The sequence below is a fragment of the Parasphingorhabdus sp. genome, from assembly GCF_048269865.1.
GTDB lineage: Bacteria > Pseudomonadota > Alphaproteobacteria > Sphingomonadales > Sphingomonadaceae > Parasphingorhabdus.
Genome location: NZ_JBLWUA010000012.1, coordinates 15,652 through 37,009, shown reverse-complemented (window position 1 = coordinate 37,009; position 21,358 = coordinate 15,652). Strand labels below are relative to the sequence as shown.

21 protein-coding genes are annotated in these 21,358 nt (G+C 58.8%); 7 read left to right on the top strand and 14 right to left on the bottom strand.

Going from position 1 to position 21,358, the window contains the following annotated elements; genetic code table 11:
• Window positions 1-166: 166 nt before the first annotated feature.
• The 11 genes from ACN0WW_RS15365 to hisG form a co-directional block, all read right to left on the bottom strand.
• Window positions 167-571 carry a MerC domain-containing protein gene (locus tag ACN0WW_RS15365; RefSeq protein ID WP_417613751.1) on the bottom strand — a complete coding sequence of 135 codons (405 nt, stop codon included), beginning with the start codon at window positions 569-571 and terminating at the stop codon, window positions 167-169.
• A 242-nt stretch (window positions 572-813) separates the two neighbouring features.
• Entirely contained in the window at window positions 814-1,605 is a 792-nt protein-coding gene (locus ACN0WW_RS15360) for a hypothetical protein (protein WP_417613750.1), read from the bottom strand.
• A 56-nt stretch (window positions 1,606-1,661) separates the two neighbouring features.
• Window positions 1,662-2,531, bottom strand: a complete 870-nt coding sequence (locus ACN0WW_RS15355; RefSeq protein ID WP_417613749.1) for a transcriptional regulator — start codon at window positions 2,529-2,531, stop codon at window positions 1,662-1,664.
• Complete coding sequence (locus ACN0WW_RS15350; protein ID WP_417613748.1) at window positions 2,528-3,745, bottom strand: GNAT family N-acetyltransferase; 1,218 nt, start codon at window positions 3,743-3,745, stop codon at window positions 2,528-2,530. The genes ACN0WW_RS15355 and ACN0WW_RS15350 overlap by 4 nt, the downstream gene beginning before the upstream one ends.
• Before the next feature lie 200 nt (window positions 3,746-3,945).
• The gene (locus ACN0WW_RS15345) at window positions 3,946-6,069 is read right to left on the bottom strand and encodes a sodium-translocating pyrophosphatase (protein ID WP_417613747.1); all 2,124 of its coding nucleotides are present in this window, start codon (window positions 6,067-6,069) and stop codon (window positions 3,946-3,948) included.
• A 154-nt stretch (window positions 6,070-6,223) separates the two neighbouring features.
• Entirely contained in the window at window positions 6,224-7,159 is a 936-nt protein-coding gene (thiL, locus tag ACN0WW_RS15340; RefSeq protein ID WP_417613746.1) for a thiamine-phosphate kinase, read from the bottom strand.
• Window positions 7,156-8,079, bottom strand: coding sequence for an alpha/beta hydrolase (locus ACN0WW_RS15335; protein WP_417613745.1), 924 nt, complete (start codon window positions 8,077-8,079; stop codon window positions 7,156-7,158). Before ACN0WW_RS15335 ends, thiL begins: the two co-directional genes overlap by 4 nt.
• Before the next feature lie 30 nt (window positions 8,080-8,109).
• Window positions 8,110-8,556 (bottom strand): transcription antitermination factor NusB, encoded by a 447-nt coding sequence (gene nusB / locus ACN0WW_RS15330; protein WP_417613744.1) that lies wholly within the window; start codon window positions 8,554-8,556, stop codon window positions 8,110-8,112.
• A complete protein-coding gene (locus tag ACN0WW_RS15325) occupies window positions 8,553-9,077 on the bottom strand; it encodes a DUF1993 domain-containing protein (RefSeq protein ID WP_417613743.1) in 525 nt (174 codons plus the stop codon). The genes nusB and ACN0WW_RS15325 overlap by 4 nt, the downstream gene beginning before the upstream one ends.
• A 23-nt stretch (window positions 9,078-9,100) precedes the next feature.
• Entirely contained in the window at window positions 9,101-10,396 is a 1,296-nt protein-coding gene (gene hisD / locus ACN0WW_RS15320; RefSeq protein WP_417613742.1) for a histidinol dehydrogenase, read from the bottom strand.
• The gene (gene hisG, locus ACN0WW_RS15315) at window positions 10,396-11,046 is read right to left on the bottom strand and encodes an ATP phosphoribosyltransferase (RefSeq protein ID WP_417613741.1); all 651 of its coding nucleotides are present in this window, start codon (window positions 11,044-11,046) and stop codon (window positions 10,396-10,398) included. Before hisG ends, hisD begins: the two co-directional genes overlap by 1 nt.
• A gap of 45 nt (window positions 11,047-11,091) precedes the next feature.
• Here hisG and ACN0WW_RS15310 point away from each other — a divergent pair, with 45 nt between their 5' ends.
• A complete protein-coding gene (locus ACN0WW_RS15310; protein WP_417613740.1) occupies window positions 11,092-12,147 on the top strand; it encodes a DUF2332 domain-containing protein in 1,056 nt (351 codons plus the stop codon).
• A gap of 179 nt (window positions 12,148-12,326) precedes the next feature.
• On the opposite strand, the gene ACN0WW_RS15305 is transcribed toward ACN0WW_RS15310, so the two are convergent.
• From ACN0WW_RS15305 to ACN0WW_RS15295, 3 genes are all read right to left on the bottom strand, one after another.
• Entirely contained in the window at window positions 12,327-13,220 is an 894-nt protein-coding gene (locus ACN0WW_RS15305) for a pirin family protein (RefSeq protein ID WP_417613739.1), read from the bottom strand.
• Window positions 13,217-13,582, bottom strand: coding sequence for a cupin domain-containing protein (locus tag ACN0WW_RS15300; protein WP_417613738.1), 366 nt, complete (start codon window positions 13,580-13,582; stop codon window positions 13,217-13,219). Before ACN0WW_RS15300 ends, ACN0WW_RS15305 begins: the two co-directional genes overlap by 4 nt.
• 214 nt (window positions 13,583-13,796) lie before the next feature.
• Window positions 13,797-14,072, bottom strand: a complete 276-nt coding sequence (locus ACN0WW_RS15295) for a BolA family protein (RefSeq protein ID WP_417613737.1) — start codon at window positions 14,070-14,072, stop codon at window positions 13,797-13,799.
• A gap of 137 nt (window positions 14,073-14,209) precedes the next feature.
• Here ACN0WW_RS15295 and ACN0WW_RS15290 point away from each other — a divergent pair, with 137 nt between their 5' ends.
• From ACN0WW_RS15290 to cobT, 6 genes are all read left to right on the top strand, one after another.
• Window positions 14,210-14,821 (top strand): J domain-containing protein, encoded by a 612-nt coding sequence (locus tag ACN0WW_RS15290; protein WP_417613736.1) that lies wholly within the window; start codon window positions 14,210-14,212, stop codon window positions 14,819-14,821.
• Between the two features lie 136 nt (window positions 14,822-14,957).
• Window positions 14,958-15,947 carry a cobaltochelatase subunit CobS gene (gene cobS / locus ACN0WW_RS15285; RefSeq protein ID WP_417613735.1) on the top strand — a complete coding sequence of 330 codons (990 nt, stop codon included), beginning with the start codon at window positions 14,958-14,960 and terminating at the stop codon, window positions 15,945-15,947.
• 669 nt (window positions 15,948-16,616) lie between these two features.
• Window positions 16,617-16,868: an AbrB/MazE/SpoVT family DNA-binding domain-containing protein gene (locus ACN0WW_RS15280; RefSeq protein ID WP_417613734.1), complete on the top strand. Its 252-nt coding sequence runs from the start codon at window positions 16,617-16,619 to the stop codon at window positions 16,866-16,868.
• A complete protein-coding gene (locus tag ACN0WW_RS15275) occupies window positions 16,865-17,263 on the top strand; it encodes a type II toxin-antitoxin system death-on-curing family toxin (RefSeq protein WP_417613733.1) in 399 nt (132 codons plus the stop codon). The genes ACN0WW_RS15280 and ACN0WW_RS15275 overlap by 4 nt, the downstream gene beginning before the upstream one ends.
• A gap of 74 nt (window positions 17,264-17,337) precedes the next feature.
• The gene (locus ACN0WW_RS15270; RefSeq protein WP_417613732.1) at window positions 17,338-19,449 is read left to right on the top strand and encodes a transglycosylase domain-containing protein; all 2,112 of its coding nucleotides are present in this window, start codon (window positions 17,338-17,340) and stop codon (window positions 19,447-19,449) included.
• Window positions 19,450-19,535: 86 nt separating this feature from the next.
• The gene (gene cobT / locus ACN0WW_RS15265) at window positions 19,536-21,356 is read left to right on the top strand and encodes a cobaltochelatase subunit CobT (RefSeq protein ID WP_417613731.1); all 1,821 of its coding nucleotides are present in this window, start codon (window positions 19,536-19,538) and stop codon (window positions 21,354-21,356) included.
• The last annotated feature ends 2 nt before the right edge of the window (window positions 21,357-21,358 follow it).

The window sequence follows — 21,358 nt, the reverse complement described above, 5'->3', positions numbered from 1 at the left end:
CTACAGCCCCTCCTCTTCAGAGGAGGGGTTGGGGTGGTGGCGATGCGAAAGCATCGCTCGCGCAGCGCAACAAACAGCGCCCAACCATCTCGCCCATCATTGAGAACGCAGGGGCTTTAGCCCACACCATTTTGAAAACCGCCGCCCTCCCCAAGCCAGCACCCGCTCAATGGCGATGTCTCCGCTTAGCCCAGTTCAGCAGATGCCCGACAACCAGCAACAGGCTGCCGGTCACCGTGATCCAAAATTCTCTCTCCTCGCCGAGGCCCGGCATCAGGGCAACGGCAAGGCAGGCCAGACCCACCAGCCCCAGCATCGCCGGAACCGCCTGCCGATGAAAGCGGTAGCCCATCCCAAAGGCAACCACCGCAAAGGGCGCTATGACGAGGAAAACAGCCGCATGAAATATCTCCGACTGCACAAAAATGCCCAGCAGGCCCGGGAGAAGGAACAGCAGCACGGGCAACGCCAGACAATGAACAAGGCACAGCACCGATACCGAGATCGCTGCGCCCTCAACCAGGTCATTGCCCTTCTTGGTCAGGCGGGAAATATTTTGAGAAATGGGCATGATAAACCGATTTTTATGTGATGTTATATCATGCCATATAGAGTAGCCTGCTCTGATTAAAAGAGGGTAATTCAACCAACAGGTTTCATACTGGTCGTCCCACATCTTTTAGACACATGAAGCTCCACGCAATCGTAATGCCCCCGCGCCTCCGCAAACAGTATCACATAATGCTCCCTGTTCATCAATAATGCTCCGTTGTAAACAGACCACGAAAATTGCCGACGGGAATACGTCTCTATTCATTTCATAACTCCCCAACGAAAATCTCCGTGGTGCAGTGTAGCTGCTAAACTAAAATCTTTGGGTCCGCGCACAGGGTCCAAACTTGGCTCGGGATACTCCCCCAACCACACCAACCTCTTCTCAATCCCCGTTGTCACGGGGGCCTCAGTAATCTGCACGGTTATGCGTTTCAGCTTCACACCTTCGCCAAAGCTGGCGGCGAGATCATCAGGGTTGACCAGTTCCACGCTGGTCGGATCATCCAAATCGGCAAAGGTCACCATCCTTGGATAAGCGCTCGGCGAAGCCTGCTCGGATGAAGGGGGTGGAAACCGATGGGAAAAATGGCGGGGTAAAGGGATTGGCTCTCGCCGCGCTATTATTGCATTTAATTTCTGCTCAAACGTACCGTCGCCATATAATATGTCTGGATTAACTCTTGGCATCACTTCGCCGGCCCAGTCCGCATTGAACAGCAAGAACAGGACCTGCTCCCCCGGCAAGTCCACTGCCACCGCTTCGCCACGTGACTGAGTTCGTATGCCGCCTGCTTCCGGTCCAGGAAAGCCCTTGCCCTGGTCACTTGTCATCACTTCGATAACACTTGAACCAGAGCGCAGCCCTTCGGGCGTCTCCACGTCCACCGTCAGCAGAAAACGATAGGTTGGCAATTTGCTTGCGCAGCCCATCACAAAGAGAGATCCAATTAAGGCGATGACGCCAAAAACTTTCATGTTGCCTCGCCCTTTATGGCTGAAACCTTGTTTCAGAGACACGATCCAAGTGAAGTTGGCGGTAATAGATTCCAACTAAGCTACGGTCCTACCGCTCGCCCAAAGAGGAGGCATGACGATCGGTTCTCCCGCTAGCCGCCAAGCTTCCGCATCACCCGCCAGCCCAACGCCTTCGCCTTGTTCCGCGCCGGGAAACGCCCCGGTGCCTTTGGCGTCACGCCGCGCTTGCGGAGCCAGCCGTTAAACGCCCGCGCATCGGCCTCTTCAAAGCTCCAGTCGCTGCGCCAGGTGATCGAGAGCGAGATGCTCGGCTCCGGCCCTACCTTGACATAATGCGGTGCCATCACCGGCACGAAGATCGCCTTGCCCGGAGTCAGATGGTGGCGCGTGCCTTCGGCTTCGAAATCATCCTGCCAGACCAGATTGCGATGACCGCCCAGATGATAGCCTTCGTGGATCTCGTCAGCGGCATAGCGCGCGTTGCCTGCGGGGAATGTGGTCATCCATTTCTCGCCGCGCAGCTGCAGCAGGATATTATGCTCCGGATCGAAATGATAAGGCGTCACCGCATTCGGCGACGATACGAAGATAAAGCCCTGCGGCTTCAGCATCTGGCCAGTCTTCGCCTCCAGGATTGGACGGATTTCGGACAAGAGGGAATGCAGCAGCCGTTCATATTCCGGCATCTGCTCGATATTCTTCAGCACCGCCCAGCTCGCCGCGCTGTCGATCATCCGGATCGTGTCGCCAATGCTCATGCCATTGTCCGGCACATCCTCCGGTTTGACGCCGACCGGCAGATCGCCCGGATTATATTCCACGCTCTCTTCCGGCAGCGCCGTGCCCAGTTCCGCCAGCGCATCGAGCGTCAGCAGTTCGTGCGACATCATATTGTGCTCCAGAACCGCCGCCTGTTCCGGATAGCAGGCATCAAATTGCCGCCGGCTCTCATCCCCGAAGACATGCTGGCGAAAGCTATGCTGGCTGGAAATCTGGTTCATATCTGTGCCTCCATCGGATCTTGCTTCGCGCGTCCCTTGATCCGCGCCATCAGCTTTTCGCCGAGCCGGACCCCCCGGAAAACCGAGCGACGCGAAATACCTTTCAGTTCAATCGAAAACCGGCCGACGTGGCGACGGCCGCTCCAGATGCTGTCAATCATCGGGTGATCTTCGGCCGCACAGCTGTCCATCCAGTCAATCGCCGGATTTTCCAGGATCTTCAGATTTTCCAGCTGCAGCAGCACGCCGGGGGAGAAACGCGCAAAGGCTTCATCAAAAGCGGTCTTGAAGGAAAAGCTGCCGCGGCCGCTGTGGAAATTCACCAGCATCGCCAGCGGCGCGCCTTCCAGCCGGATATCGTGACGCTCCAGCTGCCCCGCCTTCGCCGCGCCGGCCAGCGCCTGCTGGAACAATTGCCGCGTCTGTTCCTCTGAATCGAGCGCCGACCCGCCAAAGCCTTTCCAGCCGCGCCGTTCCAGTTCCAGAAACTCGTCTATCCATTGCTCCAGATCGCGGGAGTCGCAATGGTGGGCATAGGTCACCGCACCGAGTTCATCGAGACGTTTGGCCTGCCGTCGCAGTTCCTTGCGTTTTTTCCCCCGCATATTGGCCTTGAGATAGTCTTCCGATCCCCCATCGCTCTGCAGAAACGCGCGCACCTCACTGTGCACCAGATCGCAGCGCCTTTTCTGCGTCCTACTCACCACACGCAAGGCCTGTTCGACCGGGCCGCCGATCGTCATGCCATTGATATGCAGAAATCCGGGCCAGCCACTGCCGTCGACGGCGGCGACCAGCTGCTCCCAGAAGACTTGTTCAAAACCCTTGCGGACCAGGGGCGTTCCCAGGAAACAATTATGATGGACCCAGTTCTGGACGTGCGGCACCGGCCAGCGGCCAAACCGATCAATCGGGCCGATCGGGAGGAGCCCAAGCAACGCGCTATGGCCGGGATCCGCCGCCCACAAAAGAAACAGTCGAAGATCGGGATGGTGGTCAATGTTCGCAAGGGCCGGGCGCAGGAACCAGGACTCATAGAATATATTCGGCTCGCTCGCCTCTGCGGCCAGCTCGTTCCAGGCGTGCACCAGATTGGCATCGATCTCGGAAACCGGCAGCAATATCGCCTGAGATTCTGCCTCGCCTAAACGCTCACGGAAGCGGTTGGCACGGATATCCGTCCCCTCAAAATTCTGTAAGCCACTCAAGTCCATTGGTATCTGCTGCCCGCGCCAATCTCGTTTCTGGTCTCTGGCTAGCGGAAAAGGGGTAACATGTTATTAACGCTGTACGGAGAAATTTTCGCTGTTTGCGGGCATGAAAAAGCCCGCCGAAATCGCTTCCGGCGGGTTCCTTATCTGTTCCGTACCGCTACTCCTGAGCTTGTCGAACGGCACTCATCGCGGGTTTCTCCTTACATACCACCCTGGGCCGCATAGAGCGCTGCCAACAGCAGCAGAGCGACGATATTGGTGATCTTGATCATCGGGTTGACTGCCGGACCTGCGGTGTCCTTGTAAGGATCGCCGACGGTATCGCCGGTAACAGCAGCCTTATGGGCTTCCGAGCCCTTGCCGCCGTGATTGCCGTCCTCGATATATTTCTTGGCATTGTCCCAAGCGCCGCCGCCCGCTGTCATCGACAGCGCCACGAACAGACCGGAGACGATCACGCCAAGCAGCAAGGCACCAAGCGCGGCAAAGCCATTCGCCTGCCCAGCAACTGCGGTGATCGCGAAATAGACCACGATCGGCGCCAATACCGGCAGCAAGGACGGCAGCACCATTTCCTTGATCGCCGCCTTGGTTACCAGATCCACCGTTCGGGCATAGTTGGGCCGTGAAGTCCCGGCCATGATGCCCGGATCATTTTTGAACTGCTCACGCACGTCCTTGACCACATCACCGGCGGCTCGCCCCACAGCGGTCATGCCCATCGATCCGAACAGATAGGGCAACAGCGCCCCCAGCAGCAGACCGACAATCACATAGGGGTTTTCCAGGCTGAAGCTGACATCGAGGTTCGGAAAGAACTCCTCCAGGTCAGCGGTATAGGCCGAGAACAGCACCAGCGCAGCAAGACCGGCGGAACCAATGGCATAGCCCTTGGTCACCGCCTTGGTGGTGTTACCCACGGCATCCAGTGCATCGGTCTTGTTGCGGACACTTTCGTCCAGTCCCGCCATCTCGGCAATACCGCCGGCGTTATCCGTAACCGGTCCATAAGCGTCCAGCGCGACAACCATCCCGGCCAGTGCCAGCATGGCAGTAGCGGCAAAGGCGATACCGATCAGACCAGCGAGCTGGAACGCAATAACGATACCGACGACGATCACCAGCGTTGGCAGGGCCGTTGCTTCCATCGAAATCGCCAGCCCCTGGATCACATTGGTACCGTGACCGGTTTCCGACGATTTGGCGATCGACCGCACCGGACGATATTCGGTGCCGGTATAATATTCGGTGATCCAGATGATCAGGCCGGTGACTGCCAGTCCGACCATCATCGACCAGAACAGGGCCATGCCGGTAAAGCCGCCACTACCGTCCAGCGCGACACCAATCGGTGTGTTCATGTCACCCAGCGTCTGGATCGTGACATAATAGATCGCAGGGATCGAGAGCACGGCGGTCGTGATGAAGCCCTTGTAAAGCGCACCCATGATGTTGGTGCCCTTGCCCAGCCGGACCATATAGGTGCCAACGATTGAGGTCAGGATACAGATACCGCCGACAATCAGTGGCAGCGACATCAGATTATACAGCATCGCGCTGCCGACCAGATCGCCAAAGATCAGCGCCAACAGGACCATGGTGGCACCAACCGTCACGACATAGGTCTCGAACAGGTCGGCCGCCATGCCGGCGCAGTCGCCGACATTGTCGCCAACGTTATCGGCAATGGTGGCAGGATTGCGCGGATCATCCTCTGGAATCCCGGCTTCCACCTTGCCAACCAGATCGGCACCAACGTCGGCAGCCTTGGTAAAGATACCGCCGCCAAGCCGCGCAAAGATCGAGATCAGCGAAGCGCCGAAGGCCAGAGCGACCAGAGAATCAATAACTGTCCGGTCATTGGCCGCCAGTCCCATCTGGGTTGTCAGCACATAGAAGAAGATCGAGATGGCCAAAAGCGCAAGGCCAGCCACCAGCATGCCGGTCACCGCACCGGCGCGAAACGCAACCGTGAGACCCGTCTGCAGACTTTCGCTCGCACCCTGTGCCGTACGGACATTAGCGCGAACCGAGATATTCATCCCGATATAGCCGGCAACACCCGACAATATCGCCCCCAGCAGAAAACCAACCGTTGAGATGACACCAAGAAATATGAAGACCAGCACTGCGACAACAACGCCGACCATGCCAATCGCCCGATATTGGCGGTTCAGATAAGCCTGTGCGCCTTCCTGAATCGCGCCTGCGATAGATTGCATTTTTTCGTTACCGGCCGGTGCATTGAGCACCTGGCGGCTTGTTATAAAGCCATATAATATGGCCACAAACCCACATAAAATTGAAATGGTGACAACAGTCATCGCTGCATTCTCCCCTACCTCTAATATCAAAACGCCCTCTCTAACCGGGGCGTTGTCCAGACTATAGGGCGCGAAACGCGGCGCGTGCAAGCGATGTTTTGACAGGGCTGCGAACGGTGGAACAAGCCTTCATTGCAGAAAGCGCCGGGCTGGCTCAGGCGTGCATGAAACCCAGATGCGCGGGCAGTTCCAGCCGTTCACCATGGCTGTGCAATTGCAAGCCCGAACCGGGCCGACAGAAACCCACGCACGTCATCGGAATCGACAGAACGGTTTCGGGACTGGCCGTGAACAATAGTTGATAGTCATCTCCCCCCGTCGCTGCCTGGATGCGGGCGTCATGATCATCGCCGACGAGCGCCTGAAACTGTCTGGACAATGGTACTTCTGCAAGGTCGATTTCGATCAGCACGCTGCTGGCTTCGGCAATGCGCGAGGCGTCGAGTAACAGTCCGTCGGAGATATCCATCATGCTGCTGACCAAGTTGGACAATATCCGGCCCTCTTCCAGCCGGGGCGTCGGCCGCGTGTGCGCTTTCAGCAGAAATGCGGTTGTGTCGATGTCCGAAGACCGCAGGGCTCCCGACGCGATTTGCAAACCGGCCCAGGCATCACCGATGCTGCCCGTCACATAGACCGCGTGCCCGGGCTTCGCATTGCTGCGCGAAGGCACGATATGGCCCTTTGCTTCGCCGATCGCCGTCAGCCCGAAGGTCCGCGGCGCATTGTCGCCCATCGCCACGGTGTCACCGCCAAGCAGCGGCACGCCAAAACGGTCGATTGCCTGCTTCAGGCCTTCCACAAAGGCTGCATCCCATTGATCGCCGGACGTCCGCCCATAGCCAAGCAGCACACCAAGCGGTTTCGCGCCCTTGGCAGCGAGATCGGACAGATTTACCGCAACCAGCTTCCACGCCACATCGGCGGGATCGGCGTCGCGCAAAAAATGAACACCCTCCACCATCATGTCATGAGTCATCACCAGCTTGTGCCGCCCGAACGGCATCATCGCGACATCGTCGGTCAGTCCGCGCGCAGCGGGGTGTGTGGTGATCGCCTTCAACCGGTCAATAAAATCAGTTTCGCTCAAGACAGGGCGTGCTCCAGTGCCATTCTGATGGAAGCGTTGGCGCGCTTGCTGACCGCTGCCTGGGGGGCAAATCCGTTGAATCCGTGCGGGGCTCCGGGGTAGATAGCAAGCTCAACCGGAACACCGGATGAACGAAGCCGGTTGGCATATGCAATATCTTCGTCGAGAAACAGGTCGAGATCGCCGCACATGATATAGGCGGGGGGCAGACCTGAAAGATCGGTTGCCCGCGCCGCTGCGGCATAGGGGCTGGCCCCCTCTTCCTCGGCGTACAGCGACCAGGCGTGCAGCGAAGTCTCGCGATTCCAGGTAGAAGGCGGAATGTCGGTCTGGCCTGACGGCGTGTCGTGGCGATCATCAAGCATCGGGTAGATCAGCAGCTGGAACGCAATATCCGGGCCGCCCCGGTCACGGTTGAGCAGCGCAGCGCTCGCCGCCAGCCCACCGCCTGCACTCGGTCCGGCCAGGATGATTTTGCGCGGCTTCCGGTTTTCCGCCACCCGTTCGATCACGGCGCAGACGTCACGTGCTGCTGCCGGCGCGCGATGCTCGGGGGCCATCCGGTAATCGACCGAGATGACCGGTGCGAGGGTGGAATAGCCCTGGGCCGAAAGATCATCGGCGCTGCCCATCACATAGCCGCCGCCGTGCAGCCAGATGATGACACAGTCCGGATAGAGGGGGTCCCGTGCGCGATATTCGATCACCGAAATGTCCGGATCGTCCTCCAGACCGGGAATGTGATATTCGTCCTTCTGCCCGTCATATTCCGGCAGATCGGCCGCCAGCAGCGCGAACATCTGGTCCAGCGCCGCTCTCGCCGCCCCTACGTCCGTTTTCAGGATATCATATATATAAGGGCCATCTGCCACGATCATGTCGCGGAAGGCGGGATCCAGTCGTTTCAGATAATCAGACAATCACTTCCCCAGTCTCGGCCGGGGCTTTGATCAGCTCCGTACCTGCTTTGCTATGCTGTCCAGCAGCCCGTTTACAAAACCGGCGTCCTTCTTGCTGAAAAAGGCATGGGCAACATCAAGATATTCGTCAATCACCGTTGCGACCGGCACGTCCTCTTGTGCGACCAATTCAAAGGTCCCGCAGCGCAGGATCTGCAGCATCGTCTTGTCGAGCCGTCCCAGCGTCCACCCGGAAGCCAGTTTCGATGCCACCAGCTGGTCGATTTCCTCCAGCCGCGACGTGACACCGATCACCAGATCATCAAAAAAGTCGCGCTCGGCCGGATGATATTGGTCATCCTCGATTTCATGGCCCAGCCGGTGGTCGTGAAATTCCTTGAGCAGCTTCGGCACCGGCGTCTTTTCCATCTGGTGCTGGAACAGCGCCTGCACCGCAGCCAGACGCGCGGCGGATCGGGATGTCGATTTCGCGGTCATGCGCGTTTCATCCGCGGCATGCCGATAAAGTCGAGCTTGCCAATCTTGAACCCGCGCTCGCGCAGCAGGTCATAGGCCGTCGTGGCGTGGAAATAGAAATTGGGCTGGGCAAAGCTCAGCAGGAAATTCTCCGCCGTGAACGGCATCACCGTGTCCTTGAAACGGAATTCCATATGCTGGCCTACAAAGCCCTCCATCTCTTCTTCGCTGACCGCTTCCAGCCCGGCCTTTGCTTCGTCGAGCTTTTCGTAGAGACCAGCCCAGTCGCTCGGGGGTGCAGCCAGGCTGGGCGTAAACACGCCTTCCCGCACCGCTTCGATCGCGCCGAGCGAATGTTCGCGGCAGCATTTTACCTGATAGGAAAAGGGCTGCATATCCTCGATCAGCCGCGCCCCGATAATCTCTTCCGCCGCGGTTCCGCTTTCCTCGCAATGGGCCTTGGCCTTGTCGACCAGCTTGCGAACCGCGGCAATGATCTGCAGCTGGCTCGGGATTACGGCATCATATAGGGAGATGGTCATGGGCATAGTCTTTCTGTTGATGGTCAGCGCCGGTCAAGCCGCTTCTGTACGCTGGCGGCGTGGGCAGGCAAACCCTCCGCTTCTGCCAGAGCAACCGCTGCCGGACCGATATTGGCCAGCGCCTGTTCGTCGCAGCGAATAAAACTGGTGCGTTTCATGAAATCGGTCACCGAAAGGCCGGACGAGAAACGCGCCCGCCGCCCGGTTGGCAACACATGGTTGGGGCCGGCAACATAGTCACCAACCGCTTCGGGCGTATGTCGGCCAAGGAAGACCGATCCGGCATGGCGGACTTTCCTGAACAATGCATTGGGATCGTCGACGGCCAGTTCCAGATGCTCCGCCGCCAGCCGATCGACCAGAGGCAACGCCTGTTCGAGCCGATCAACAATGATGATCGCACCATTGTCGTTCCAGCTGGTCGTAGCGGTTTCGGACGTCGCCAAATCTGCCAATTGTTTCTCTATTTTCACAGCGACTTGATCGCCAAACTTCGGATCATCTGTGAATAATATCGACTGGCTGGTCGGATCATGCTCTGCCTGGCTCAGCAGATCGGCGGCGATCCAGTCAGGGTCATTTTTGCCATCGGCAACCACCACAATCTCGGACGGGCCAGCAACCATATCAATGCCGACCACTCCGAACACCTGCCGCTTGGCTTCCGCCACCCAGGCATTGCCGGGACCGGTGATCACATCGACCGGTTTGATCTTTTCTGTACCATAAGCCAGCGCGGCAACCGCCTGCGCACCGCCAATCCGCCAGATTTCGTCGACTCCGGCCAGTTCTGCCGCCGCCAGCACCAGCGGGTTGATCGCGCCGCCATTAGCCGGGGTTACCATGATGACATGCTCGACTCCCGCCGCTTTCGCCGGGATCGCGTTCATCAGCACCGAAGACGGATAGACCGCACGACCGCCGGGAATATAGATGCCAGCGCGCTCGACGGCGTTCCACCGGGCACCGATCCGCACCCCTGCTTCATCCATATAGTCCCTGTTTTCAGGGATTTGCCCTTCATGGTAATCACGAATTCTCAAGGCTGCCAGTTCCAGCGCAACCCGCAAAGATGCTTCCAAACCTTCCAATGCTGCTGCCGATTCGGCCTTGTCGACACGCCAGCCGGTCTGCTCCAAATCATGCCCGTCAAACTTGCTGGTCAGCCGCGCCAGCGCCGCATCGCCGTGATCCCGAACCTCCTGAATGATCGCCTTCACATCCGCCGAGACATCCGCATCCGCCTCCCGCCGCGCATTGACCAGCGCGTCAAAGGCTTCGGCAAAACCGGGGTCGGTGATGGCCATCCGGAACGTCATCAGATCTGCCCCGCCAGCTCGCGAAACTTCTGCACCAGCGGTGTCAGCTCGGCGCTGCGCATCTTGAACGCCGCGCGATTGACGACCAGCCGGCCCGAGATGTCCAGGATCCGGTCAGTCTCAACCAGATCATTCGCTTTCAACGTGTTTCCCGATTCGACCAGATCGACGATATGCCGCGACAGGCCGAGCGACGGCGCCAGTTCCATTGCCCCGTTCAGCTTGACGCATTCGGCCTGAATGCCCTTGCTCTCGAAATAGCGGCTGGTCAGATTGGGATATTTCGTCGCCACCCGAAGATGCGAGATATTCGCCACCTCTTCCGCATCATCCTTTGGCTGCGCCACCGACAGACGGCAGCGACCGATGCCAAGATCAACCGGCGCGTAAAGCTCGCTGTAACCGAATTCCTCGATCACGTCCGATCCGACGATACCGATCTGCGCCGCGCCATGGGCAACAAAGGTCGCGACGTCGAACGCTCGCACCCGGATAATCCCCATATGCGGCAGATTGGTCGCGAATTTCAGACTGCGGTTGGACTTGTCAAAAAAGGCGTCCTCTGGCACGATACCCGCCTGCTCCAGAAGCGGTAAAGCATCGTCGAGAATCCTCCCTTTCGGAATCGCAAAGATCAGTGGTTTGGCCATATTGGCCGCGGCTTTACGGGTTCGCAGATGAAAGGGCAACGAGTTATGGACATTTTGGACATCGAAGATATCGCGCAGGGAATGCGCGGTCAGGCCGAACATTGCCTGCGCAATGATGCGCCGGTAACCGCCTCGATCATCCTGGCCCAGTTGGCGCTGATCGACGGCCCCACCGCCTGCGGTCAAAAGATCACGCACTGGCCGAGAAAACCGATGGAAGACGCGATGCCGCTCCGCCTCACCGGTGGCCTCCACTATCTCTATCTAACCGACAAGGAACCGCGCTTGGGCGACATTTACGAGGGCCGGATCACCGATCAGGATCAGATCGACAAGCTGGTCGGCCAAGTCGTCGCCGATCATGACGCCGAATTGCTGCCCTGGTTTGACGGCCCGCCCCAAACCAACGAATCCGGCCGCTCGGCCAATTTCATGGCTGCCCTGCTGTGGCTGTCGGGACGCGTCGGGTCTCGATTCGAGCTGCTTGAGCTCGGTGCCAGCGCCGGCGTCAACACAATGATGGGACGCTATCACTACGATCTGAACGGTGTTCAGGCCGGACCGGAAAATTCGCCGATGCGCATAAAGCCGGAATGGCGCGGCCCGCCTCCGCCCGAGGCACCGGTGGAGATCGTCAGCGCCCGCGGCTGCGACCAGAATCCGATCGATCTCACCGACGCCGAAACCGCTGCGCGGCTGAAAGGCTATATCTGGCCGGAAATGCCGGAGCGGTTCAAGCGGATGGAAGCCTCAATTGCGCTGGCCAAACAAGACCCGCCCGACCTGACAAAGGCAGATGCCGCCGACTGGGTTGAGGAACAGCTACCCCTTCCCCAACAAAGCGGCGTGACCCGGGTGCTGATGCATTCGATCGTCTGGCAATATCTGCCACAGACTACCAAGGACCGGATCACAACCGCCATGGAAACGGCGGGCAAAGCAGCGACGGCGGAGAAACCGCTCGCCTGGATATCGCTGGAGACCAACCGCAAGACCTTCAGCCACGAACTGATCATCCGCTACTGGCCCGGCGGTGAAGAACCGGCGCTGCTAGGCCGCGCCCATGCCCACGGCGCCTGGGTCGAGTGGTTTGAAGGCTAGAACGCCGCAAGGTTGAACTGCCCTCTCCCATAGGGAGAGGCAAGTGGAACTTGTCAGCTTGCTGACTAGTGGAACTCGGTGAGGGGTTTCCGACTCTGAAGAGTTAAAACCCCTCACCGACTGCGCCTAAGGCAATAAATTGCCAAGGCTTGTTGCCTCTCCCTATGGGAGAGGATCAATCAATCCGTAACCGTCTTCGGCTGTCCCTCGGGCAACGGAATAAATTCATCCGGATCCCCCGGCACCACCGGAAAGCGCCCTTCAAACCAGTCGGCCTTGGCCTGCTCAATCCGTTCCTTGCTCGACGAGACAAAATTCCACCAGACATGCCGCTCGCTGGCAAAAGCCTCACCGCCGAGCAGCATCGCACGACCGCCCGATCCCGAGGACAGCGAGACCTTCGCACCCGGCGCAATCACGTAGAGCTGATATTTATCGAGCGACACCCCGTCCAGCGCGCCTTCGCCATCGACCAGCATCACTGCCCGTTCATCCGCCTCGGCATCGATCGGGATCGCGCTACCGGCGGACAGCAGCATATCGGCATAGATGGTCTCGACATAGCAGGTGGTCGGCGCCGTCTGTCCCCATAGGTTTCCCATGATGATCCGCGCTTTCACGCCGCTATCCTCGATAATCGGCAAATCCGCGGTGCCGACATTCTCGAACGCCGGATCCATTTCTTCCTTGCCGTCGGGTAGCGCCAGCCAGGTCTGCATCCCGAACATCGGTTTCTCAATGTCCCGAATCTCCAGCGGCGACCGCTCCGAATGGACAATCCCCCTGCCCGCCGTCATCAGGTTTACCGCGCCGGGACGGATTGTCGCGAAGGTACCGAGACTGTCGCGATGGTCGATCGCGCCCTCGAACAGATAGGTCACCGTCGCCAGATTGATATGCGGATGCGGCCGCACGGCCATACCCGGACCTTCGGGCATACTTGCGGGTCCGAATTCGTCGACGAAGATAAACGGCCCCACCATCCGGCGGTGCCGCGACGGCAGCACCCGGCGGACCTTGAAGGCACCGAGATCGTGGGTGGTGGGGGTGATGGTCTGTGTAATAGCGCTCATAGTCGATCCAGTTCGGTGACGGTTTTCTCGGTCACGACATTGCCGGTGTTCAGCGTCGTGCGGGGTTCCAGCATCAGCACATGGCATTCGGCAGTCAACGCTTCCGGCCGATGCTCGACGCCATGCGGCACGATGATCATCTCGCCTTCATCAAGGTCGATATCTCCGTCGCGCAACCCCATGCGCATCCGGCCCTTGACGACCAGGAACATCTCGTCTTCCCGCTTATGATGATGCCAGTCAAACTTGCCTTCAAACTTCGCAAGCTTGACCTGCATATCGTTGATATCGCCGGCAATCTTCGGCGACCAGTGATCGGAAAAGCTGGCAAAGGCGTCGGCCAGATTGACTTTGCCGATCATTGGGGTTCCTTCCTCTAGTTGCACTGCCCGTAACCCCTTCTCCCGTGAGGGAGAAGGATGTGCAGACTTGGCAGCTTGCTGCCTAGTCGGAGCTGGATGAGGGTGTTCCAAAATCTCGAAATCAGAACGCCCTCATCCAACTGCGCCTAACCGCCTGCGCGAAGCTCCGGCGGCAAGCCTTCGTATCCTTCTCCCTCACGGGAGAAGAATTAATTCACTCCCCCGGTGCCCTCGCCTTGATCGCCATCGCATGGACCTTGTCGCGCATCATGTCGCCCAGCGCCTTGTTCACCATGCGCTGACGATTGAGCCGCGATTGTCCGGCAAAGGCGGCACACTCGATCTCGACGGTGAAATGCGATTCCCCGCTGCCGTCGTCGCCGGCGTGACCGTGGTGGCTGGCGCTGTCGTTGATGACGTTCAGCGATGTCGGCGCAAGTTCGGCGGTGAGCCGCTTTTCTATCTCGCTGTGGACTGGACCTTTGGGCATCGAATCTCCATATTGCTTTTTCGATATAGACTATAACCGTTCGCCCTGAGCCTGTCGAACCGAAGGTCGAGCATGGCTCAGCGGCGTTTCAAAACATAAGGACAGACTGGCTAGGAAAAGCCCAGCCCGACCCGAATTTGACTGAACCATCCCCCAAAAGAAAACCGAACCGCTTTCATGGCCGCGTCGAAAGCGAAGGCCGAACCTGCGCAATCGAAGGATGTGAAGAAAGCGGCGAGTTTCGCGCGCCCCCGATCTATGGCAGCAGCCGCAGCAGCGACGGGCCCGGCGAATATCGCTGGCTCTGCCTCGACCATGTCCGCGAATTCAATCAGGGCTATGATTATTTTGCCGGCATGGACCATGACCAGATTTTCGAAGCCCAGCATCCGGTACGCGGATGGGACTCGGCCCGTCGAGTCTATGATACCGGACCGCATGTGCCCCCGGCCTGGAGCGATTTTACCGATCCGCTCGATGCCATTGGCGCACGATTTGCCGGCGGTATCCATCGCCCGCAAAGGACTGGCCCTGCCCTCTCCAGCGCCGACCAAAAAGCGCTGAAGACGCTAGGACTAGGCGACGATGGTCGCCAGACCATCAACCGGGCAGACATCCGCCGCGCCTATTCTGCGCTGGTCCGCAAATATCATCCCGATCGCAACGGTGGTAACCGCAGCCACGAGAAACAGTTGGCAAAAGTGATCGAGGCCTATACGCAGCTTAAGCAATCACCGGATTTTCGATGAGAATCCAATCCCGATGGTCCCGACCTTGTCGACGGACGCTTCATGTCCTCGACGCCTGTCGATTTTGATGAACGTCGTTCGACGGGCCCGATGATAGGGTTTGGGGGTAGCGGATGAGTAATTTCGAAGGGCGAACATGACTGAAATACCAAATACAAATCTCGACACGAGCGGCGAAACCATCATGGACGCACCGGACAAAATGGTCGATGCGCGTGAAATATTTGGCATTGATCTGGATATGCAGGTCCCCGCTTTCAGCGAACGGGACGAACGGGTCCCTGATCTCGATCCCTCCTATATTTTCGATCCCGAAACCACGACCGCCATCCTGGCCGGCTTCGCCTTCAACCGCCGGGTCATGGTCCAGGGCTATCACGGCACCGGAAAATCGACCCATATCGAGCAGGTCGCCGCGCGCCTCAACTGGCCCTGTATCCGGATCAACCTCGACGCGCATATCAGCCGGATCGACCTCGTCGGTCGCGACGCGATTGTCCTGAAAGACGGCCAGCAGGTCACCGAATTCCGTGAAGGCCTGCTGCCCTGGGCGCTGCAGACGCCGACCGCTCTGGTGTTCGACGAATATGACGCCGGTCGCCCCGACGTGATGTTCGTGATCCAGCGGATATTGGAAGCCGAAGGCAAGCTCACTCTGCTCGACCAGAACCGGGTGATCCGCCCCAATCCCTATTTCCGCCTGTTCGCGACCGCCAACACGGTCGGTCTTGGCGACACCAGCGGACTCTATCACGGCACCCAGCAGATCAACCAAGGCCAGATGGACCGCTGGAACATCGTCGTCACGCTGAACTATCTGCCCGCCGCGACCGAAGCCAAGGTGATCCTGTCGAAAGTGCCGGATGCCGGCGACGACACGGTCGAGAATATGATCAAGGTCGCCGACCTGACGCGTCAGGGTTTCATCAACGGCGATATTTCGACCGTGATGAGCCCCCGTACGGTGATCAGCTGGGCGCAGAACGCCGCGATCTTCAACAATATCGGCTTCGCCTTCCGCCTCTCCTTCCTCAACAAATGCGACGATGCGGAGCGGATGCTGGTAGCCGAATATTATCAGCGGGTCTTTGGCGAGGATCTGCCGGAAAGCGTGATGGGGGGATGAACGATTAGACGAGCTTCATTCCGCCATGGATTCGATGAAGATGTTTGGGAAGAAGCTAAAAACGAAGCACGTAAGATAATGTATCGGACTGCTGCGGCAAAAAAACGATCGCTTACTCTGATCTCGTCGGCCAGCTAAAAGCGATCCGCATTGATCCTCACGACGCTAGGCTCGCTCACTTCCTTGGTCAAATTGCCGAAGAAGATGATAAGGACGGGCTAGGCTTAACGACGGTAGTTGTTGTTCACAAATCTGGTGATATGCAGCCTGGTCCAGGATTTTTCGAGATGGCGGAAACTCGGGGACGCGATTTCTCAGATCAAACCCAATTTTGGATAGAAGAACTCAATCGAGTGTATGACAGGTGGACCAGCGGAAGTGTTTGAGGCTGCTAGCCGTCGTTTGGCACAATAGTTTTAAATCTAAGGGGGTGCTCGTGTGCATCCTTCGGCCATAGCGACCGTAAGACGCATCAGAAGTAGTACAGTTGGGCCGATCACCCAAATATCTTGAGAAGGTGCGGACACAGCCTGTTATCTTCGATTATTGCCGGAACATTATATCTTATCGGGTAATCTAATTAGACACTCGGTCTTGTTGCAGGGATTGATTGCACTTTCCGGAATAATGCGGATTGCAGCTTAACCTTGAAATCGTTATAACGCCTGTATGAACAAGATGACCCCGCTCCCCGCTGGCCATGCGCTTAAGCTGGTCAAAATCGGTAACTCCACCGGCGTGATTCTGCCCAAGGATTTACTCGAAAAGCTGCGCGTGTCGCAGGGTGATACCGTCTATCTGAGTGAGTCGCCTGATGGCGTCAGGCTGACCGCGATCAACCCGGATTTCCAGAAAAAGATGGCGGCCGCCGAAGGCGTTATGCGCGAAGATCGCGACATCCTTCGGGTCCTGGCAAAATGACCGATGACCGGATCGAGCCAATATGGCTTGAGGCCGACATTGCACTTGCCATCCATGACCGGCAGCTCGCCGAGCATGGCGGGCCATCCGGGGTTCGTGATCATGGCCTGCTCGAATCCGCTCTGGCAAAACCGATAAACAAGTGGCTTTACGGAGAGAGTGATTTGTGCGCGTTGGCGGCGGCTTACGCTTTTGGCGTCGCCCGCAACCACCCGTTTGCCGATGGCAACAAGCGCACCGCCTGGGTGTTGGCACGAACTTTTCTGGTACTGAATGATCTTCAGTTGCGGTTTGATCGGGAGGAGGCAATTGTTTTAGTTCAAACCTTGGCGGCAGGCGAACTCCCGGAGGAAGACCTCGCTTCCTGGTTTCATGAACATCTGGTCGAAAATTGAAGTTCGTCAGCCATAGTTGGCGGTTCGCATAATTCCCTCGCTTCTAGCGTATTATTTTTGTAATACAGCGATTAATGCACGACCGCTCCTTTTCTGAAACCAAAAGCCGCCGCTGGTATTGGCCATTTGGCCGCAGGGAATCGGCCGACACCGTCTTTTACGAACCCTATGGCGATGCCATTCCGCCGCGCATCGACGAACCGATTGCGCCGCTTCAGAAACCGCATGGCAAATGGTGGTGGATCAGTCGCGGTCTCGCAGCGGCCCTGGCCGTTTTCATTCTGCTGGTCGCCTATCTCGCGATCACCGCGCCTTTGTCCAAATCACTGCAGCCGATCGCGCCGCCGCAGATCACGCTGCTGACATCGGACGGACAGCCCTTCGCCCGCAACGGCGCGGTGGTCGATGAACCCGTCCGGGTTGCCGAGCTGCCCGACCATGTCATCAACGCCTTCCTGTCCATCGAGGACCGACGCTTCTATTCGCACTGGGGTGTCGATCCCCGCGGACTGGCCCGCGCGCTGTGGAGCAATGTCTCCGGCAGCGGCATGACCCAGGGCGGCAGCACGATCACTCAGCAACTCGCCAAGACCACCTTCCTGACCCCCGAGCGCAGCCTGACCCGCAAGGCGCGGGAAATGCTGATCGCCTTCTGGCTGGAAGCCTGGCTGACCAAGGACGAGATACTCGAGCGCTATCTTTCCAACGTCTATTTTGGCGACAATGTCTACGGCCTGCGCGCGGCCTCGCTCCATTATTATTACAGGCAGCCGGAAAAGCTGAAGCTCGAGCAGGCGATCATGCTCGCTGGTCTGGTCCAGGCACCCTCCCGTCTCGCACCGACCCGCAATCCGGAGCTGGCCGCAAAACGGGCCAGTCTGGTCAAGGCTGCGATGGTCAGCGCCGGCTATCTCACCCAGCAGCAAGCGGACGCCATCGGCACCGCCAGACTGGATGTGCGGGCCAGAGACGCCCTGCCCACCGGCACCTATTTTGCCGACTGGGCGATGCCGCAGGCACGCGAACTGACCGACCTCAGCTATGAAAAGCTGAACCTGACCACCACCTTGGACTCCCGGATGCAGGAAATGGCCCGCCGCGCCATCGCCCGCGCACCGCTGGGCAAGGCACAAGTGGCGCTGGTCGCGATGCGCCCGGATGGCGAAGTCGTGGCGATGATTGGCGGCAAGGATTATGCGAAATCCACCTTTAATCGTGTGACGCAGGCCAGACGGCAACCGGGATCGACCTTCAAGCTGTTCGTCTGGCTGGCAGCGCTTCGTTCCGGGATGCAGCCCGACGACATGGTTGAAGACACGCCGATTACCAAGGGCGGCTATCTGCCGAAAAATGCCGGAGAAAATTATCGCGGCTCCATCACCTTGAAAGAGGCTTTCGCCAAATCCAGCAACGTCGCCGCCGTTCGCCTTTTTGGCCAGCTCGGCGACCGGGCAGTGATTCGCGAAGCCCGAAATCTGGGGGTCACATCGCCGCTGGCCGAGGATGACCCCAGCCTCGCCCTCGGCACATCGACCATGACACTGATGGAACTGACCGCGGCCTATGCCGGGGTTGCCGGCAACAGCTGGCCCGTCGAACCTTATGCTTTCAAGCGGGACACGCAGTCCTGGGGGGAATGGCTGTTCGACTGGCCTGGTCGCTATGAATCCAGAACCCATGCCAATATGGAGACACTGCTGCGATCAGCGGTCAACGATGGCACCGGTCGCCGCGCAATGCTGTCGATTGCCAATTATGGCAAGACCGGAACCACCCAGAATAACCGCGATGCCCTGTTCGTCGGCTATGCTGGTGAAGGTGACGACCGGCTAGTCGTCGGGGTTTGGATCGGCAATGATGACAATACCCCTCTCAAGGGAGTCAGCGGTGGCAGCATGCCCGCGCGGATATGGAAAGACTTCATGCAACAGGCGGTCCAGTCCAAAAAACCTGCCGGCACCAGCAAGCCGGCGCGCGCGCCCGACCCTGAAGGCCCGGTTGTCCCGCTCGACCTTCCGGAGATTCCTGAAATACCCGCGGATTCCGGTGACACCGACATTCGGATCAACGGCGACTCAAGTGTGCGGGTCGGCACCGAAATCGGCGGTGTGCCAGTGGATTTGAGGATCGACGGCGACGGCGTGGCGATCGAACGCCGGCAGGAAGATGCTCCATCCGCACAGTAACCGCAGGCCCGACATTCCGCCTAACAAAAAGCAGGAAATAAGGTCTTTGATTCCCCTCCCCTTTCCGCTTAAAGCTGTTCGCTTCTATGGCTGATCGTTCCAAACTTGATGACTTTAAAGATGTGCTTGGCGGCGCAGCCCGGTCGATGGCCCGCGACCCGGACCTGGAACTCGCCTATACCGCCGAAGCACCGTCGCAGGCCGGTCAGCATCTCAAGGTGCCAATGCCAGCACGCGACCTGCCCCCCGCACAAGTGGCCGAAGCGCGCGGCTTTGCCGACAGCTTTTCTTTGAAACTGCGCCATCATGACGAGGCGATGCACCGCAAAAATGCGCCGCAGGAAGCTGTCGCACGCGCCTGTTTCGACGCTCTCGAACAGGTTCGCACCGACGCGCTGGGTTCGCGCAATATGGCAGGCGCGAAAGATAATCTGAACGCTGCGCTGGAAATGCGGATGCGATCCGACCCGATCGCACGCGCCCAGAATCGCGATGAAGTACCGATCTCGACCGCACTTGCCTTGCTGGCACGCGAGAAACTGACCGGACAGGCCCCGCCTGCCGGCACGGTCAAGGGGCTCGACATGCTCCGCGAGTGGATCGAGGAAACCGCCGGCACCGATCTCGACGGACTCAATCTGACGCTCGATGATCAGAACAGCTTTGCCAAATTGTCGACGCAGTTGCTGCAGCATCTGGATCTGATCAAAAGCGACGACGAGTCCGAAGCCGAGGACAGCGAGGACGACAGCGACGAAGAGAGCGACGACAGTCAGGATGACGGCGCCGACGAGGAAGCGACCGGCGATCAGGGCGAATCGGAAATGCGCTCGGAACCATCCGAAGACGACAGCCAGGACGGCGAAAGCGACCAGAACGCAGAAGAACTGGAAGAAGGTGCGGAAGAGGAAATGGGGGATGCCGGCGATGACGGCATGATGCCGGTCCGCCCCAACCGGGCGATGTCCGACTTGCCACCCGGCTTCAATTATACCGCCTGGACCGAGAAATATGACGAGGTCATCGGCGCCACAGAATTGTGTGATGACGAGGAGCTGACGCGGCTGCGCGCCTTTCTCGACCAGCAGCTGACCAGCCTGCAGGGCGCGGTTACCAAACTCGCCAACCGTTTGCAGCGGCGGCTGATGGCGCAGCAGAACCGCAGCTGGGATTTCGATCAGGAAGAAGGCATGCTCGATGCCGCCCGCCTCGCCCGCGTGGTCAGCAATCCGTCGCACAGCCTCTCCTACAAGATCGAGCGCGAGACCGACTTCCGCGACACGGTCGTGACGCTGCTGATCGACAACAGCGGCTCGATGCGCGGGCGGCCGATTTCAATCGCTGCCATCTCCGCCGATATCATGGCGCGGACGCTGGAACGCTGCGGCGTCAAGACCGAGATTCTTGGCTTCACCACACGCGCCTGGAAAGGCGGCCAGACCCGCGAGGACTGGCTGAGTGCGAATCGTCCGGCCAATCCGGGGCGGCTCAATGACCTGCGCCATATCGTCTACAAGAAAGCCGACGAACCCTGGCGCCATGCCAAGAAAAATCTCGGCCTGATGATGCGCGAAGGCCTGCTCAAGGAAAATATCGACGGCGAAGCCCTGCTCTGGGCGCACAGCCGCCTGATCGCCCGGCCCGAGGAACGCCGGATATTGATGGTCATCTCCGACGGCGCGCCAGTCGACGACAGCACCCTGTCCGTCAACCACGGCGCCTATCTGGAAAATCATCTGCGCAAGGTGATCGACTGGATCGAAAGCCGCTCGCCGGTGCAACTGGTCGCCATCGGTATCGGCCATGATGTGACACGCTATTATAAAAGGGCCGTCACCATCATGGACGCCGAGCAACTGGGCGGCACGATGGTGGAGCAGCTCGCCGGCTTATTTGATGAGGATTGACC

Bases quoted from the DNA above. Each gene is read 5' to 3' on its own strand.
- hisG (WP_417613741.1), bottom strand. From the start codon at position 11,046: ATGGCCAAACCACTGATCTTTGCGATTCCGAAAGGGAGGATTCTCGAC.
- ACN0WW_RS15295 (WP_417613737.1), bottom strand. From the start codon at position 14,072: ATGCCCAAAGGTCCAGTCCACAGCGAGATAGAAAAGCGGCTCACCGCC.
- hisD (WP_417613742.1), bottom strand. From the start codon at position 10,396: ATGACGTTCCGGATGGCCATCACCGACCCCGGTTTTGCCGAAGCCTTT.
- ACN0WW_RS15280 (WP_417613734.1), top strand. From the start codon at position 16,617: ATGAACAAGATGACCCCGCTCCCCGCTGGCCATGCGCTTAAGCTGGTC.
- cobS (WP_417613735.1), top strand. From the start codon at position 14,958: ATGACTGAAATACCAAATACAAATCTCGACACGAGCGGCGAAACCATC.
- ACN0WW_RS15270 (WP_417613732.1), top strand. From the start codon at position 17,338: ATGCACGACCGCTCCTTTTCTGAAACCAAAAGCCGCCGCTGGTATTGG.
- cobT (WP_417613731.1), top strand. From the start codon at position 19,536: ATGGCTGATCGTTCCAAACTTGATGACTTTAAAGATGTGCTTGGCGGC.
- ACN0WW_RS15325 (WP_417613743.1), bottom strand. From the start codon at position 9,077: ATGACCATCTCCCTATATGATGCCGTAATCCCGAGCCAGCTGCAGATC.
- ACN0WW_RS15300 (WP_417613738.1), bottom strand. From the start codon at position 13,582: ATGATCGGCAAAGTCAATCTGGCCGACGCCTTTGCCAGCTTTTCCGAT.
- ACN0WW_RS15275 (WP_417613733.1), top strand. From the start codon at position 16,865: ATGACCGATGACCGGATCGAGCCAATATGGCTTGAGGCCGACATTGCA.
- ACN0WW_RS15310 (WP_417613740.1), top strand. From the start codon at position 11,092: ATGGACATTTTGGACATCGAAGATATCGCGCAGGGAATGCGCGGTCAG.
- nusB (WP_417613744.1), bottom strand. From the start codon at position 8,556: ATGACCGCGAAATCGACATCCCGATCCGCCGCGCGTCTGGCTGCGGTG.
- ACN0WW_RS15350 (WP_417613748.1), bottom strand. From the start codon at position 3,745: ATGGACTTGAGTGGCTTACAGAATTTTGAGGGGACGGATATCCGTGCC.
- ACN0WW_RS15345 (WP_417613747.1), bottom strand. From the start codon at position 6,069: ATGACTGTTGTCACCATTTCAATTTTATGTGGGTTTGTGGCCATATTA.
- ACN0WW_RS15355 (WP_417613749.1), bottom strand. From the start codon at position 2,531: ATGAACCAGATTTCCAGCCAGCATAGCTTTCGCCAGCATGTCTTCGGG.
- ACN0WW_RS15365 (WP_417613751.1), bottom strand. From the start codon at position 571: ATGCCCATTTCTCAAAATATTTCCCGCCTGACCAAGAAGGGCAATGAC.
- ACN0WW_RS15305 (WP_417613739.1), bottom strand. From the start codon at position 13,220: ATGAGCGCTATTACACAGACCATCACCCCCACCACCCACGATCTCGGT.